Annotated in this window: 16 protein-coding genes and 3 pseudogenes; 10 read left to right on the forward strand and 9 right to left on the reverse strand. The window is 55.6% G+C overall.

All coding sequences use genetic code 11. The annotated features are described in order from the left end of the window. Window positions 1-66 precede the first annotated feature (66 nt). The 5 genes and pseudogenes from ACMX3H_RS02505 to ACMX3H_RS02525 all read right to left on the reverse strand — a co-directional run. Window positions 67-723: a hypothetical protein gene (locus tag ACMX3H_RS02505; protein ID WP_415209681.1), complete on the reverse strand. Its 657-nt coding sequence runs from the start codon at window positions 721-723 to the stop codon at window positions 67-69. Window positions 724-795: 72 nt separating this feature from the next. Next, window positions 796-1,659, reverse strand: a complete 864-nt coding sequence (locus ACMX3H_RS02510; protein WP_415209682.1) for a phage tail fiber protein — start codon at window positions 1,657-1,659, stop codon at window positions 796-798. A gap of 15 nt (window positions 1,660-1,674) precedes the next feature. Next, window positions 1,675-3,285: a phage terminase large subunit gene (gene terL / locus ACMX3H_RS02515; RefSeq protein WP_415209683.1), complete on the reverse strand. Its 1,611-nt coding sequence runs from the start codon at window positions 3,283-3,285 to the stop codon at window positions 1,675-1,677. An 87-nt stretch (window positions 3,286-3,372) separates the two neighbouring features. After that, window positions 3,373-3,624, reverse strand: a complete 252-nt coding sequence (locus ACMX3H_RS02520; protein ID WP_415209684.1) for a hypothetical protein — start codon at window positions 3,622-3,624, stop codon at window positions 3,373-3,375. 79 nt (window positions 3,625-3,703) lie between these two features. Then, window positions 3,704-5,760 (reverse strand): annotated as a pseudogene (locus ACMX3H_RS02525) (hypothetical protein); the annotation flags it as partial. A gap of 267 nt (window positions 5,761-6,027) precedes the next feature. Between ACMX3H_RS02525 and ACMX3H_RS02530 the strand changes: the two are divergent. The 6 genes and pseudogenes from ACMX3H_RS02530 to ACMX3H_RS02555 all read left to right on the forward strand — a co-directional run bounded on the left by ACMX3H_RS02530 (window position 6,028) and on the right by ACMX3H_RS02555 (window position 10,006). Next, window positions 6,028-6,378, forward strand: coding sequence for an SRPBCC family protein (locus ACMX3H_RS02530; protein ID WP_415209685.1), 351 nt, complete (start codon window positions 6,028-6,030; stop codon window positions 6,376-6,378). An 86-nt stretch (window positions 6,379-6,464) separates the two neighbouring features. Then, window positions 6,465-6,779 carry an SRPBCC family protein gene (locus ACMX3H_RS02535; RefSeq protein ID WP_415209686.1) on the forward strand — a complete coding sequence of 105 codons (315 nt, stop codon included), beginning with the start codon at window positions 6,465-6,467 and terminating at the stop codon, window positions 6,777-6,779. 55 nt (window positions 6,780-6,834) lie between these two features. Continuing rightward, window positions 6,835-7,642, forward strand: a pseudogene (locus ACMX3H_RS02540) (aldo/keto reductase). A 32-nt stretch (window positions 7,643-7,674) separates the two neighbouring features. After that, entirely contained in the window at window positions 7,675-8,826 is a 1,152-nt protein-coding gene (gene glnT / locus ACMX3H_RS02545) for a type III glutamate--ammonia ligase (RefSeq protein ID WP_415209687.1), read from the forward strand. Between the two features lie 377 nt (window positions 8,827-9,203). Beyond that, window positions 9,204-9,731, forward strand: coding sequence for a hypothetical protein (locus ACMX3H_RS02550; RefSeq protein WP_415209688.1), 528 nt, complete (start codon window positions 9,204-9,206; stop codon window positions 9,729-9,731). Window positions 9,732-9,748: 17 nt separating this feature from the next. After that, complete coding sequence (locus ACMX3H_RS02555) at window positions 9,749-10,006, forward strand: 2Fe-2S iron-sulfur cluster-binding protein (RefSeq protein ID WP_415209689.1); 258 nt, start codon at window positions 9,749-9,751, stop codon at window positions 10,004-10,006. 8 nt (window positions 10,007-10,014) lie between these two features. Here the strand turns inward: ACMX3H_RS02555 and ACMX3H_RS02560 are convergent, their stop codons facing one another. Further along, entirely contained in the window at window positions 10,015-10,218 is a 204-nt protein-coding gene (locus ACMX3H_RS02560) for a hypothetical protein (protein ID WP_415209690.1), read from the reverse strand. Then, a complete protein-coding gene (locus tag ACMX3H_RS02565; RefSeq protein ID WP_415209691.1) occupies window positions 10,209-10,661 on the reverse strand; it encodes a TetR/AcrR family transcriptional regulator in 453 nt (150 codons plus the stop codon). Before ACMX3H_RS02565 ends, ACMX3H_RS02560 begins: the two co-directional genes overlap by 10 nt. 201 nt (window positions 10,662-10,862) lie before the next feature. On the opposite strand from ACMX3H_RS02565, the gene ACMX3H_RS02570 reads away from it, so the two are divergent. Further along, window positions 10,863-11,177 carry a hypothetical protein gene (locus tag ACMX3H_RS02570; RefSeq protein WP_415209692.1) on the forward strand — a complete coding sequence of 105 codons (315 nt, stop codon included), beginning with the start codon at window positions 10,863-10,865 and terminating at the stop codon, window positions 11,175-11,177. After that, a complete protein-coding gene (locus tag ACMX3H_RS02575; RefSeq protein ID WP_415209693.1) occupies window positions 11,161-11,877 on the forward strand; it encodes a homoserine acetyltransferase in 717 nt (238 codons plus the stop codon). Before ACMX3H_RS02570 ends, ACMX3H_RS02575 begins: the two co-directional genes overlap by 17 nt. A 63-nt stretch (window positions 11,878-11,940) precedes the next feature. On the opposite strand, the gene ACMX3H_RS02580 is transcribed toward ACMX3H_RS02575, so the two are convergent. Together ACMX3H_RS02580 and ACMX3H_RS02585 are read right to left on the reverse strand one after the other, a co-directional pair. Beyond that, window positions 11,941-12,303: a hypothetical protein gene (locus tag ACMX3H_RS02580; protein WP_415209694.1), complete on the reverse strand. Its 363-nt coding sequence runs from the start codon at window positions 12,301-12,303 to the stop codon at window positions 11,941-11,943. Window positions 12,304-12,766: 463 nt separating this feature from the next. After that, complete coding sequence (locus tag ACMX3H_RS02585; protein ID WP_415209695.1) at window positions 12,767-12,961, reverse strand: TetR/AcrR family transcriptional regulator; 195 nt, start codon at window positions 12,959-12,961, stop codon at window positions 12,767-12,769. A 122-nt stretch (window positions 12,962-13,083) separates the two neighbouring features. Here ACMX3H_RS02585 and ACMX3H_RS02590 point away from each other — a divergent pair, with 122 nt between their 5' ends. Both ACMX3H_RS02590 and ACMX3H_RS02595 read left to right on the forward strand, forming a co-directional pair. Further along, on the forward strand, window positions 13,084-14,358 hold the full coding sequence (locus ACMX3H_RS02590) for an MFS transporter (RefSeq protein ID WP_415209696.1): 1,275 nt from the start codon (window positions 13,084-13,086) through the stop codon (window positions 14,356-14,358). Beyond that, window positions 14,259-14,633 (forward strand): annotated as a pseudogene (locus ACMX3H_RS02595) (IS21 family transposase); the annotation flags it as partial. The gene ACMX3H_RS02590 and the pseudogene ACMX3H_RS02595, both read left to right, overlap by 100 nt.

Below are 14,633 nucleotides of genomic sequence, written 5' to 3' on the forward strand. Positions count from 1 at the left end.
CGTAACCTTTCTGGTTTTCAATCAAATAGAACGTATTCGTTTTTGCGCTATATCCGTAACTCATCGTCACACCCCCACCGCCCACCAATAGGATTGTGTTCCTATTGCATGCATCCATGCAGTAAAGCCGCTATTCTCAACCTCTGCTGCAGATATGCCGTCTGATTTTACGTTGCCCAAAAATGTCATTTGAACACCGAAACACTCTCTTTGGTAACCAAGAGGAAAACTTACACGGACCGCGTTGCTGACATGCTTAACGCCGCCGCCCTGAAAAATGAATCCCGACAATTCATCCTTGTACCACCATCCACCACGACCACCAAAAACTTGTGTGCGTGCACGGCCTTGCAGCTGATTATTGAGCCATGCACTCAACGCCCCGCCCCAAATGGGGCCCGTCACATCACCATTTTCGTGGAAGATTGCAGTTCTACCGCCCCATGCGACGTGAATATTGCCGCCAAACGTTGCCCCGCCGCTGGCGCGAAAATTGCCTCTTTGGCTAAAAGTAAACTCGCCATTATCGTTCCCGGCGATAACATTAAGTTTCAGGGAAGCACCCTGGCCGATTTGCTCAAAATATCGAAAATTCGCACGCTGGCCTTCAATACCTCTTATTCGTAATCCATTGGTTTCGCGCACATTATTTTTCTTTTCGGTGATGACGCCGGATTTATCCAGATAATCCGTACCTGTAAATTTGGCGTTTCCCTCCACCATCAGCGGGCCATTAACGGTGCCGCCGGTTTTATCGAATTTCTTTTCTGCTTCTTTGCGGATGCTCGTTAACGCCTACTGCACGGTTTCGCTTTTACCGCCTGGCCGTTGGCTGCCAATCCGGGTCGCCCCATCGGGTTTTGCCAGCTCGGTTAACACATCGGCGGCACTGCCAGTGGGCGGCAACGCCGCAATCGGCGCACCCAATGCATCAAAGGAGAGCAGTTTCCCGGCTCGTGTTGCCGCATCCGGTATAGGGGGAATTTTGGCTTCAGGCGCGCGCAAGGCACGATTCGAGATGTCGGCGTGAAGCTGGCCGACCCGCTCGTTGGTCGCCTTATCCAGTTCGGTAACGTGGGTATTCGTCGCGCTGTTGAGCGCTTCTACGTGCTGATTGGTTTTTGCATCCAGTTCTTCAACATGCTGGTTGGTTTTGCTATTCAACTCATCAGCATATCTGTTGCTCTTTTCGTGAAGCGTGTCGCTATAGCCTTTCGTGGCCGCATCCTGGCTATCCAGGGGGGAGCCCAGCCGAGAGATACGATAGCCTTCGGCATTAAAGGGCAACCCCGTCAGCGGACGGCGCATCACCAAATCAATCTGGATAAAAGAACGCTGAATAGCCATCCAAAGGCGGTCAAAATCCTTGTTAACCGTATCGGCCAGCATGTCGCCGTTATCCTGATAATCCGTCAACCGGGTCGTTGGCACCACACGCTCCAGCATCACCGTCGCGCCAGTGGCGGGTGGGGTAAGGAATGTCACATTGCCACCACCCAGATTACCCGTGCCTGTCACGGTATACCCTGTATTCACTTCGACACCGTTAACCATGACTTGAAGATCTGCGGCACTGATAATATAAAATTCAAACGGAAAAACCGTTGTCAGCCCGTTCGCGGTATAAATAACATAGGGCGTCTGATTGGGTACCGACATGGCGCACTCTCCTGGCTAGTAATCAACGTCGACGCTGTGCTCGCCGTCACTTAACTGCCAATTTTCGCGCGCCCGAGTGGTCGGGATCCCGACTACTTTACCGATGCGTACCGGCGTTTGACTGATGGCACCGGCACCGGAATCAATATAGTCATCCGGTTGATCGGTAAGCGCAGGGTTAAACTCCCGCATCTGGTCGTACATCGGGCCGTCAAGCACATCGCTGTGCGCCCACAGGAAACGCGATGATAATGGCGCTTCAAACGCATCAAGAATACGTTTCTGCTTTTTGGTTACGCTTATCTTTTCACGAACACCGCAACCGGTCCCCTTAAGCGCTTGACGCAATATTTTGCCGACAAAGAGACCAGGACCGTTGACTTCGACACAGACGACCGGGATCTGGTATTTGAGTACCAGTGCTTTAATCTGCATCACCTGCACGCCGATGAGTTTGTTCTTGTCATCGAACTCGGCCAGATCGCCGATGAACGCCTGGCATACCTGCCAGTAAAGGTGACCGCGCGCATCGGTCAGCATCAAGGAAAAGGCGCTGACATCTGCTTTTACTTTCCCGGATGCTACGTCCCACCAGGCGACGGCACCAACAATCTGCGTAGCCCCCAGCCACAACGAGCACGCCCGGTTTGTGTAGCGGATCTCCGGCTGTACGTTGTACTCACGGATGCGGTCAGGATCGAGACGCACCTCACCCATGGGCTTACTGTGCAGCTGATATTGACTGTCCCATTCGTTAACCGTGCGACAGTCCTTACGTCGGGTTTCAAGCTCCTCCGCGTTGAAACGTTCGGGCCATTGGCAGCCCGCGTAACAGTTAATCATCGTTTCGGGTGGCGCCGCAAACGCTATATCGTCTTCTGTCAGCCGATAATCCACGTGCTCAACCAGCAGGCGCGCCCCATTGTGGATCCCCATAAAGACATACTCAGGTCGAAACGGCAGCGTATAGTGCAGACTGACCGCCTCATTAGCCTCAATGCGATACTTATGAGCAAACAGTTTGATGGCCAGACAATCCGCGCCAGCGGCCTCCATCTCGTCGTACAGGCTGTCGTGGGTATGGGGTGTACCGATAAACAATTTTCGGCCTCCGGGAATAAGAATATGCGTCKGCTCACTCAGACGGTRACGCAGCTTTTCGCGGGCTTCTGGTGTCTGAATATTGCMGGGGACTTCCACGTCATCGTTTTGGCATTCGTTCGCACGCGCGCCGGTGACGTTTGAAAGTATCCCCTTTACGAACATGCTGGCATTGCGACTGTCACGCGCGCCCTCAACCGACCATTGCTCAACGGCGCCGATGCTTTTGGGCAACATACCTTTCGTCAGCGGATGGTTACGCAGCACATTCTGCGTGTCGCGACTGGTTTTACGGGCGGTGGAATTCGATTCGGACTGATGGAGAATACGGTACTGTCGATCGCGGTAATACCGCCAAGCATTATAAACAGCCAGAATAGTCGACTTACAGAAGCCACGAAAACAACGGAGCACCGCCAGATTGCCGCGATGCTCCAGCCAGTAGCAAGCGCGATAATGACAGTCGGGCACATCCCATCCCATGCGCTCCGCCCATATCAGGAAGAAAGCGAGGAAAGACGTCATGTCTTCCCTTTCTGTAGACGCGCAATGATTTTCTCCGCTTCTCGCTCGGCACTGGCAACCTGTTGACCCAGCTCGAAAGCCTCATCATCATCGCCAAGGCCGGCCTCCTGGCGTTCCCCCATGCGTTTGCAGGTCGATAAGCGTATGCACCTTGGTTAACAGCGTCAGCGTCGTCGTCGCGTTCTTCTTGAACCAGTAGCGATCGCCGTGCTCCTGTTGAGTGTGCGCGTCAATGGCCTTTCCGGCACCAGGCCAGTTATCCGGATCGGCTTCTTCCAGCACCACATCCGTTAATTTATCACTCAGCTTGCTGAGACGTGTTTTTTCATCGTTATGCATAAAAAAGCGCCGTGATTATCACAGGGCTATCATGGACTTGCTGAAAGGTCGGGATCCCGACCGATTAGCGCTAGCGGGTTTATTGCGGCAGCCTGTCCTGCGGACGCCACCAGTAGGTTTGATTAAACTCTTTCCGGGAACGCTTTTCCATTCGACGCAAGTAGCCCGGTGAAAAGATTTCCTGTAGCTGATTAAAGACCATATGGTCAAGCACCGCCTTAGTATACCATAAATTTTGCCCTGGTATCATGCCCTTGGCAAACTTGACGAGATCGCCCCCCGTTTGTTCCGGCTTACCCTCGACCGCATTGAGCGGGACCCCTTGCAACAGTTTAATGACGTCATCGACGACCCCCGCCACTGGACCGAGCATGGAGGCCAATGCGCCAGAGCCATACCGGGTGTGGTCGGAAAGCAGAAAATCACCATACAAGCCCACACCGCCGCCCTTTAAAAAGACATTGACCCAAAATTGCAGGGCTTTATCGCCTGTCATATCCCGCGGGTTACGTCCCGCAATGACCTCACTGATTTGTTGGGACATCGCGCCCAATACTGTCGTGCTCGCCAGAAAGGCCGCCAGATACGCCGCACGACCGCCCGCAGAGGGCATATTCAACGCACGTGACCAATGACGCATCATGACCGCGATGGGGAAAGATTTGAAGAGAAAAACACTACGCATAAGCTCGCCTCGCCAGTCCCCGCGCTGCATCGTCGCGCCGGTCACCATGCGCTCGCGCGCACCGGGCGTAACCACCGCCATATCCACTTCCTCGCTTACGGCGCCGAGCAATTTGCGCATCGCCTCAAATTTAACCCGCTCGGCATTACCAAACGCCGCAAGTTTTTCGTTCGGGATACGCATGATGCTTTCCGGGGTTAACATCGTTGTGTTGCCGTTTCCCCAGTCCTCTTGCTCGGCCAGCTTCCATATCTTCCAATCTTGCGAGGTGATACCTTTGCTTTTCAGTATTCGCGCGTCCTCATCAGCAATTTTTGCGATGTCCGCATGCTTGCGTACAAGGTTACCAATACCGCCCATCATAGTCACGCCGTAGGCCCGCTTATGCGCATCCGACCACGCGGATAGCCCAACTTGCCCGCATCACCGCGTTTGCGGCCCAACGTGAGGCAGAAGGGCCCATATTATCGGTCGCCCATCGGTTAACGCTTCCTAACAAGGTTTCCATCGCCAGGCCAGCGCCGCGGGCAAGCCGGAGCTCGTCCTTATTTCGCCGGGTTCATCGCCGCAAGCTGATTGCGTAATAGCTGTGCTATCGGCAAGTTATTGACCTTGGCAGTCAGGTACATCGTGCCGTTATCGGACAGCGAGGAAATCAGCGCCGATCCTAACCGCGAAGCCACTAGCCAGTTACGTACGTGATCCGCCCAGCGGGCAATATGAGGATTGGCGACCGGCTGCGTTTTACCTGCGATAAAGTTGTAAAGGCTCTCCGTTTTGTTCTTTAGGTTTTTTATTTTGCCGGTTCGTGATGGCGTTTCGTCAGCGGTTTTAGCCGCCAGCTCGTCAAGCAGAGAGCGGAACACATGATCGGGGTTAGGGCCGTAGGTTTCCACCAACGCGATATCTTTACTAATGCCATCCAGGTGGTTGACAAGAATATCCCACATCGACTTTTCCCCGAAGCGCTGCTGATAGGCTAAATACCCTTCCGCGTCCTTAAAGTAGATTTGCCTTTCAGCGTTGCCACGATTGGCGCGCGCGCCAGACAGGCGTAGCCCCGAATCACCGAGTTTGTTCATGCCGCCGGTGGCAATGGTCTTGTAAGTATGACCAAGAAAATCGGCGACTTCCTTATCGCTCATCAACTCACCGTTCTCTTTTACGTACTTATTGCGGTCAAGCTTCCCTAGCACAAACCCGACCCAATCGGATTGCGTGGCTTTACCTATCTTTTCCATAGAATGGTGTTGCGGCAAGCCCCAATCTTCCAGATAACCGATATAGCCTCCGGCATCGTTAAAGCGACGCTGCAACAGCTCGGAAACGTTTTTCCACGCTTCCGCGCCTTTCTTCGCTCTGGCGTTGCCGGTATCCTGCCCGCGCATTTCGTAGACCAGATCGCGCACCCCTTGCGTATCCTCAAAAAGCTGAAAGAAACGCGGGTCAATGGTAAGCGCCCCGTGGAGGACGTCTTAAATTATTGGTGGGTTTGTTGTATGAGACAGTAAACCTACGTTACACGCTTATGCTCATTGTATTTTCACATTATATTGATTTTAATAACTTTTATTTCCATCCCGGTTTGAGTGATATGAAATTAGTGGTTCTGAAGTTTGTGATAGTGTCCATTAAAATTTAAGTGGACACTATCATCGCCGGATTATCCATGATCTGACAGCCGTCCCTTATAGGATGCGGGTTCACTAGGCATCGTAGTGGAACATATTCTTACCGGGCCATACAACAAATCCACCAATAATTCAAGACGTCCTCCACGGGGCGCTTACATTTTCATCACCTTTTCCGACAGCGTCGAGTCGATAGCCGATCGATTGCGCCCCCTTAACGCCCTGTTGAACAAATACCAGGTGGCCGATTTGCATACCACCTACACCCTGGACTATGACTGCCCGTTCAACTGGAAAATGGCGGTGGAAACGTTTATGGAGTACTATCACAACTCCGCCGTGCACCGGACCACGCTGGAGGACAGTTTTCCGGGACGCTTGAGCTATATCGGCGAAGATGGTCCCGGGCTGGACGCTGTGTCATCAGCCGCTGCGTAAAAACGGCGATATTTCGGAAGTCCTGACCCCTGGCCTTATCCCCCTGAGTGGCTTCACCGAGCAGGATATGCGGCAAATTGATCTAATTGCTCATTTACCCCACCTGTCTTATCGGGCTTAACCCTGACCACCTAAGTATCAGTACGCTATTGCCGGAGGATCGCCATATGACCCGTTGGCATCGGCTGGTGCTGGTGTCCAAAGCATCCGCCGCGCAGCCGGACTTTGCCGCGACGGCGGCTGAAATGAAGAACGGCCGCCTAGGCATTATTGATGAGGATCTTGGCATCAATGCGGCGCAGAAAATCGGCAGCCGCTCGCGCATGGCGCGGCCGGGCCGGCTCGGTCATCTGGAAACCACCGTGTGGCATTTGGCCAACTATTTGCGCCGCCGTTTATAGTCGCGCGCGGTTGGCATAAGGCGTTTGTCCTCTGCTTAACAGTAAGGAAACGGCAATGAAAATGGTAAAACTCGGGCGCTCGGGGCTGGAGGTTTCGGCTATCTGTTTGGGCTGCCTCACCTATACCTCGCCGGAAAAGAGCGGCTATGGCTGGACGCTGGATGAACGGCAAAGCCGTCCCTTTATTCAAAAGGCGCTGGAGAGCGGCATCAACTTTTTCGATACCGCCAATGTGTATTCGGGAGGCGAGAGCGAGGTCGTGCTGGGCCGGGCGCTGAAAGATTTCGCCCGTCGGGAGGAGGTGGTGATTACCTCCAAGGTCTATAACCCGATGCGCAAGGGGCCCAACAGCAAAGGATTATCCCGCAAATGCATCATGACCGAAATCGACGCTAGCCTGAAACGGCTTAACACCGATTACATCGATCTGTATGAAATCCATCGCTGGGATTACGACACGCCCCTGGAGGAGACGCTGGAGGCGCTGCACGACCTGGTAAAGATGGGCAAGGTGTGCTATCTCGGCGCCTCCTCGATGTACGCCTGGCAATTTTGCCAAGCGCTGCACGTCGTGCGGGGCCGGCGATGCCTATGCGGAGTTTCTCTACGCGGCGACCGAGCAGGCGGACCGGCAGGTTATCCAGGCGGTGACCGAGGTGGCGACGCAGCGCGGCATTCCGCAGGCGCAGGTGGCGCTGGCCGGGCTTTACAGCAAGCCCGCGGTGGTGGCGCCGGTGGTCAGCGTCACGGCCCTGCAGCATTTGGAAGACGCGCTCAGCGCCACGGAACTGACGCTGAGCCGCGAGGAAATCGCGATGCTGGAAGCGCCCTATATCCCTCACCCGATCGTTGAACATTCATGATGCGACGGGTTTCACCTCCTATGGCAGAGCAGATGATGAAAAAGACCGAACAGCAGATAACCGATCTGGAACAACAATTACAGCAGCAGGGCGTGCAGTATTGTATGGGCGCCTATGTGGATATTCACGGCGTGCCGAAAGGCAAAGTGGTGCCGATTGGCCATTTGCGCCAAATGGCGGCGGGGTTGGAGCGCTATACCGGCTATGCCCTTGATGGTCTCGGCCAACTGCCTAACGAAGATGAACTTACCTCGATTCCGGATCTGGACGGGATAATCCAACTGCCCTGGGAGCCGAAAATCGCCTGGATGCCGGCCGATAATGCCTTTCAGGGCGAACCCTATCCCCTCAGTACGCGGGTGGCGCTGAAGAATGTGCTGGCGCAGGCCGACGCGATGGGCTTTGGCTTTAATCTGGGGATCGAGTGCGAGATCTATTTGCTTAAACGCAAACAAGACGGCGGACTGTCGGTGCCGGATGCGGACAACAAGCTCAATAAACCCTGCTACGATTTGCAGGGGTTTATCGGCCAGTTTGCCTGGCTCGACAAAGTATCCTCCACCATCAATCAACTGGGTTGGGATCTCTACTCGCTGGACCACGAGGATGGCAACTCGCAATTTGAATTTGATTTCAAATACGCCGATGCCCTGACCAGTTGTGATCGCTTTATTTTCTTCCGTTTCATGGCCAAGCACTATGCCCGGGAATTAGGGCTGGTGGCGACAATGATGCAGAAACCCTTCGCAAATAAAACCGGTACCGGCGCGCACTTTAATATGTCGTTGTTTGATAAGGCCCGCGGCGAGAATATTTTTCAATCCGCGCAGGATCCGCGCGGGCTGGTGCTGTATCAGACGGGGTATTACTTTATCGGCGGCCTGCTGCGCCACGGGCGCGCGCTTTGCGCCGCCTTCGCGCCCACGGTGAACAGTTATAAACGGCTGGTGCGGCAGGGAGCGATGAATTATTTCTCTTGGGCGCCGGTATTCAACTCTTATGGATCCAATAACCGCACCAACTCGGTACGGGTACCGGCCGGCGGCGGCCGCTGCGAATCGCGCAACACCGACGGCGCGGTCAATCCCTATCTGGCGGCGGCGCTGGCGGCCGGGCTGGAGGGGATCCGCGACAAAATAGACCCGCGTGAACCGAACGAAGACAATTTATATGCCATCAGCTAACAGGAGCGGCAGGCGCGCGGCATTGATTTTCTGCCGCAAAACCTGCTGGAGGCGGTGGAGGTGTTCAGCAGCGATCCTTTCGTCGAGGCGACGCTCGGTAAAGCGCTGAAGGATTAATTCGTCAAATACAAACTGCAGGAGTGGAATCACTATCACCTGCATGTGTTAGCCAATGGGAAATCGAGCGCTATAGCACGATTTTTTGAGGCGAAATGCCGCCCTGCGGGGGCGTGTCGCCGGTTTGCGGAGCAGAACGATGAATGAGCAGCCGTTCATGGAGGTGGTGGTCACCGAAAAGCGGGATGGGGGCACCGGGGTTATCCTTTTAACCCTGGCGCGCCGGCGCGCATATCGCGGTCCGCCTGAGCCCCTCGCTGTTGCGTCATTACTCGTTGTGCGGCGATCCCGAGCAATTACACCATTACTGGTTGGCGGTGCTGGTCACCCGGCACTCCCGCGGCGCCGGGGAGTACCTGCGACAGCAGGTCATGCCGGGACAGACCCTCGCCATCGGCGCGCCGGTGACGCTGTTCGCACTGCAACAACATCCCTATCCGGCGCTGCTGCTGGCGGGAGGCATCGGCATCACGCCGCTGTTGCCGATGGCGCTGACCCTGGCGTGTCAGGGGCGCCCTTACCGGCTGTATTATTTCGGCCGGCCGGACACCCTTAGCGCTTTCGACCTGCAGGGGGCGTGGCGGGAGATTGCGCCGGCGCTCAGAGTGCACCATCAAGCGCCGGCGGATCCGTGCGGGCTACTGACGCGCTGGCTGCGGCACGTGGGGCGTAGCGCGCTCTATCTCTGCGGATCGCAGCCGTTTACCGCGCCGGTGCGGGATTTCTGCGCGCGGCACGGCGTCGCGACGAGGATCTGCATTATGAGCTGTTCTCGCCGCCGGCGCTAGCGCAGGAGGGGACGTTTATGGTGCAACTGCACCCGTCGGGGCAGCGGTTAGCGGTCACGGGGGAGCAGACTATCGTCGAGGCGCTAAACCTGGCCGGCATCGACACCGAAACCGCCTGCGGCATCGGCGGTACCTGTCAGGCGCGGGTGGTGCGCGGTATTCCGGACCACCGCGACAATTATTTGACGCCGGCGGAAAAAGAACAAAACAACCGGATATTGCTGTGCTGTTCGCGCGCCCGGGCGCCGGAAATCGTCATCGAACTGCAGGACTGACCTGCCGTTTATGCCGGCTTGACCGCCAGATGTTCAAATACAAACTCGCGCATGCAATTGATGGCATGTTTGTATTTAAATTTAGGAAACATGACCGTGCGGAATAACACCCCATCGAGGTAGGTCGAAATAAACATCGCCATATCGGCGGGGTTTACCTCGCGAAACACCCAGGCCTGTATGCCGTCGGTGAGGGTATTTTTCAGCACCACCGACTCTTTTTCATAAAATTTTTTAATCGCTTTATCGATTTGGGGGTACGGCCGTGGGTGCCGGCATAATCCAGGCTGATCTTGGCCAGCTTTTGCAGCAAATAAAATTGCATGATATGTATCTGGATCCAAAGAAACAGCACTTGCTGGGGATCGCGGGCGTCGTGTTTGATAGCCTCGAACTGCTCGAAAGCTTTTTCTACTGTGGATTCAATGACTTTTAGAAAAAGATTTTCTTTAGATCCAAAATAGTAATAAATCAAAGCTGAATTATGGCCCGTGGCGTCGGCAATATCTTTGATTCTGACGGAAGAGTAATTTTTCCGGGCGAATAATTCCAGTGCGCAATTAAGCAGGGTATTCGCCACATCCCCCGGCTGGTTTTTTTTCCCCTTAACGGTGGCGGCGGGCGTCATAGCGGTCTTTGTAGCGCGAGTTTTCATAATCCTTTCCGGCTCAGAGAGCCTGTTTTTTTAACGAGCAAGCGTGGGTCAGGAAAACAGGATTCCTAAGCCGTGCGCGGCTTGGATTAACAAGGCGCTGTTTCGGCGCCTCGACGGATAAATAGTACCATAGACGTGAAATTGGCAACAAGTTAACTATCTGATTAATTAATCACCGCGGGTGCGGTGCGCGAGGGGGTGATGATGCAGGACACTCAACATTGTGAGCTGGGGGATTTTATCTTGCACAGCGGCGATCGGATGCAAAACGCCCGGCTGAGTTATGTGACCTATGGCCGTTTTAACCGCCGGCGCGATAACGCTATTTTGCTGCCGTCCTGGTATGCGGGTGACCATCGCGGTTGGGACGCGCTTATCGGCACAGGCCAGGTGCTCGATCCGGCCCGGTATTTCATTATTTGCACCAATCTGTTCGGCAACGGTGTCTCCAGCTCCCCCCAGCCATCCCGGGCCGCAGCAGGGCCGGCGCTTCCCGGCGGTGACGCTTCTGGATAACGTCCGGGCGCAGCACCGGCTTATCCACGATCATTGGCAAATCGACAGACTGGCGCTTATCGCCGGCTGGTCGATGGGGGCGATGCAGGGGTATCAGTGGGCCACGCTCTATCCCGATGCGGTAGACGCATTGCTGGCGGTGTGCGGCAGCGCCAAATGCTGGCCGCTGAATCAGGTATTTCTCTCCGGCATAGCCGCGGCCCTGCAGACGGACCCGCTATTTCAGCAGGGAAGTTATACCCGCCCGCCGCTAAAGGGGTTGGCCGCCTTCGGCCACTGCTATGCGGGTTGGGCCTATTCCGCCGCGTTCTATCGCCAGCATCTCTACCGGCAGTTAAATTTTTCGACCCGCGAGGCGCTGTTGCACTATTGGGAGCAGGATCATCAAGGGCGCGACGCCAATGACCTGCTGTGCATGCTGCATAGCTGGCAGACGGCAAATATCGCCGATAATGCACACTTTGGCGGTGATTTCGACGCGGCGATGGCGGCGATTACCGCCAGGACCGTCGTCATGCCCTGTACCACCGACAGCTACTTCACGCTGGAAGAGGCAGAGATGGAATGCGGCTTGCTGGCCCGGGGGGAATGGCGCCCGCTGGCGTCACCGTTTGGTCATTGCGCCGGCGCGCCGGGCCGGCTGCCGCCGGCGGAAAGCGCGTTTATCTGTCGGGCTATGGCCGACCTGCTGGCGGCGTGAGACGAGGCGGTATTCCTCCGCCGGGCCGGGAGCGGCATCCCCCCCGGCCCGGCGGGCGGTGAGCTAATCGACAATTTCCAGCTCGACCACCCGGCCCTGATCAAACCAGGTTTCCAATCCGGTGACGCGCAGTTGCAGCGCCCCTTCAACCACCTCGCCGATGTAGGAAATCGGCAGCGGTTCTTCGGCGGTGTCGTCGCCGTAAACCACGCAAAATTGCTGCCGCGAACTGTAAAAACACACCGAGCCTGTGGCTTTACCGTATTTCTCCCGGCGCAGTTTGCCCACCTCTTCGGTTTTATATTTATTTTCCCAGGGCGCGACAATCGGTATAGTGAAAAACACCATATCGCCAATCAGCTTGCAGTGCTGCAGCACGCTTTTCATCGGCAATTTCGCCCGCAGTTCCCGGGCCAGGTTGGGCACTTTATCTTCCCAGACTTCTATCTATAAGGCAAGCCGGTTCACCAGCAACGTTCATTCGTAATTTCATGGTGGTACCCGTATTGGTGATAGCGTGAAAAGGAAAGTTAGACCGATTTAACCCGGCGGAAACGTAAGCGCCCCGTGGAGGACGTCTTGAATTATTGGGGGGTTTGTTGTATGAGACAGTAAACCTACGTTACACGCTTATGCTCATTGCATTTTCACATTGTATTGATTTTAATAACTTTTATTTCCATCCCGGTTTGAGTGATATGAAATTAGTGGTTCTGAAGTTTGTGATAGTGTCATTAAAATTTAAGTGGACACTATCATCGCCGGATTATCCATGATCTGACAGCCGTCCCTTATAGGATGCGGGTTCACTAGGCATCGTAGTGGAACATATTCTTACCGGGCCATACAACAAACCCACCAATAATTCAAGACGTCTTCCACGGGGCGCTTACTCTTTAAGTTTAAGCAGGTCCTGCATACCGGCAAAATGATACGTCATCGATCCCAGCGGGACATCGGCGGCGGCGGCGATCTTGCGGTGGGTAATACTCGCCACGCCATGTTGCGCAATCATATCGAGCGTCGCGTCAATAATACGCGCCCGCCGATCCGGGTCGGTACGCCGGCTTTTCTTGCTGCTCATAAAGGTGCCCTCGAAAGGCTAAGGTGATAGAGGAAAACGGCCGTCCGCCAAAGTGTACATTTGTACATTATCATGGATGATGCTAGTCTCAGAAGCAAGATGCCTTTCCATCAGGAGTTCGCTTGAGCCTGACCAGTATGCAACGCCGCGGCCTCGCGCTATTTTTCTTTATGCCCAGACTCTGTATGGCCTCCTGGGTAACCCGCCCGCCCGCCATTCGCGACCGCCTGCACGCCTCCACCGCCGAAATGGGCATGGTGCTGTTTGGTCTATCGCTGGGCTCGATGGGCGGCATCCTCAGTTCCGGCTGGCTGACCCGCCGCCTCGGTACCCGACCGGTAATTATTACCGGCATGGCGATGGTGACGGCCGCAATGCTTGTCATTGCCTGCGGCGCGGCGGTCTCGCAGTCGACGCTGGTCGCGGCCGGGCTGTTTTTCATCGGGGTCGGCATGGGTAGCGCTGAAGTGGCGATCAACATCGAAGGGGCGACCGTGGAGCGGCTGCTTGACCGCCCGATGATGTCGATGCTGCACGGCTGCTATAGTCTGGGTACCCTGGCGGGCGCGGCGATCGGCATTGGTCTGACCGCCATGAATTTCCCTATCCAATGGCATCTACTGCTCATTGCAGGTATTGCGCTACCGGCGGTTCCCTGGGGATTGCGCTCGATTCCGGCCGGCACGGGTAAGGCGCAGGCGACAGTGGAAGGGCATCGGCGCAGCGGGTCGATGCTGAGGGTGATGAAAAACCGTCAGTTGCTGATGATAGGCGTCATCGTACTGGCAATGGCGCTGGCGGAAGGCTCGGCCAGCGATTGGCTACCGTTGTTGATGGTGGACGGGCATGGTTTCAACGCCACGTCCGGTTCGCTGATTTACGCCGGCTTTGCGCTGGCGATGACCGCCGGGCGATTTGGCGGCGGCATGTTCCAAGTGCGGTTCGGGCGGCTTAATGTCGTACGCGGCAGCGCGCTGCTGGGAGCCCCGGGACTGGCGCTTATTATTTTCGCCGATAACGCGCTAGTGGCCGGCGGCGCGGTGGTCTTATGGGGGCTGGGCGCCTCTCTCGGCTTTCCTCTTACGATCTCTGCCGCCGGCGACAGCGAGCATTTTGCAGCGGAGCGCGTCAGTATCGTAGCCACGCTGGGCTATGTGGCGTTTTTGGTCGGCCCGTGCCGGTTCCGGTCATGTCCGATCACTGATTCCGGTCGCCCGATCAGCGATTCCGATTCTGTCCGATCGCTCATCTTCTGTTCCGCCATACTCTGGAGACTTTTAGCTTCCGGAGGTATGGCATGGCACGTAAAAAGAAGAACGCGAGAACAGAAATGTGCATCTATATCAATTTATTACGCATTAAATTTGAGCAGCGTCGCTCGAATCGCACCATCGTAGCAGCGCTCGGCATCGGCTGTACCACAGTGCACGATATCCTCGGCCGATTCACGGTAGCTAACCTGCTCTGGCCATTGCCGGCGGAACTGTCCCCCGTCGACCTCGACCGCCTGCTCTATCCCGGCAAATCCGGCAAGGCTATCAAGACCTTACCCAGCTGGATTGATATCGATACCGAGTTAAGCCGCAAGGGCGTGACCAAACAGCTGCTCTGGATGGAATATCAGGCCGCCGTGGGCGGTGATGCCCTCGGCTACTCACAGTTCTGTGCACTG

Origin of the sequence: Sodalis sp. (in: enterobacteria), from assembly GCF_047607725.1 — a bacterium.
Classification (GTDB): Bacteria; Pseudomonadota; Gammaproteobacteria; order Enterobacterales; family Enterobacteriaceae; genus JBLKSS01.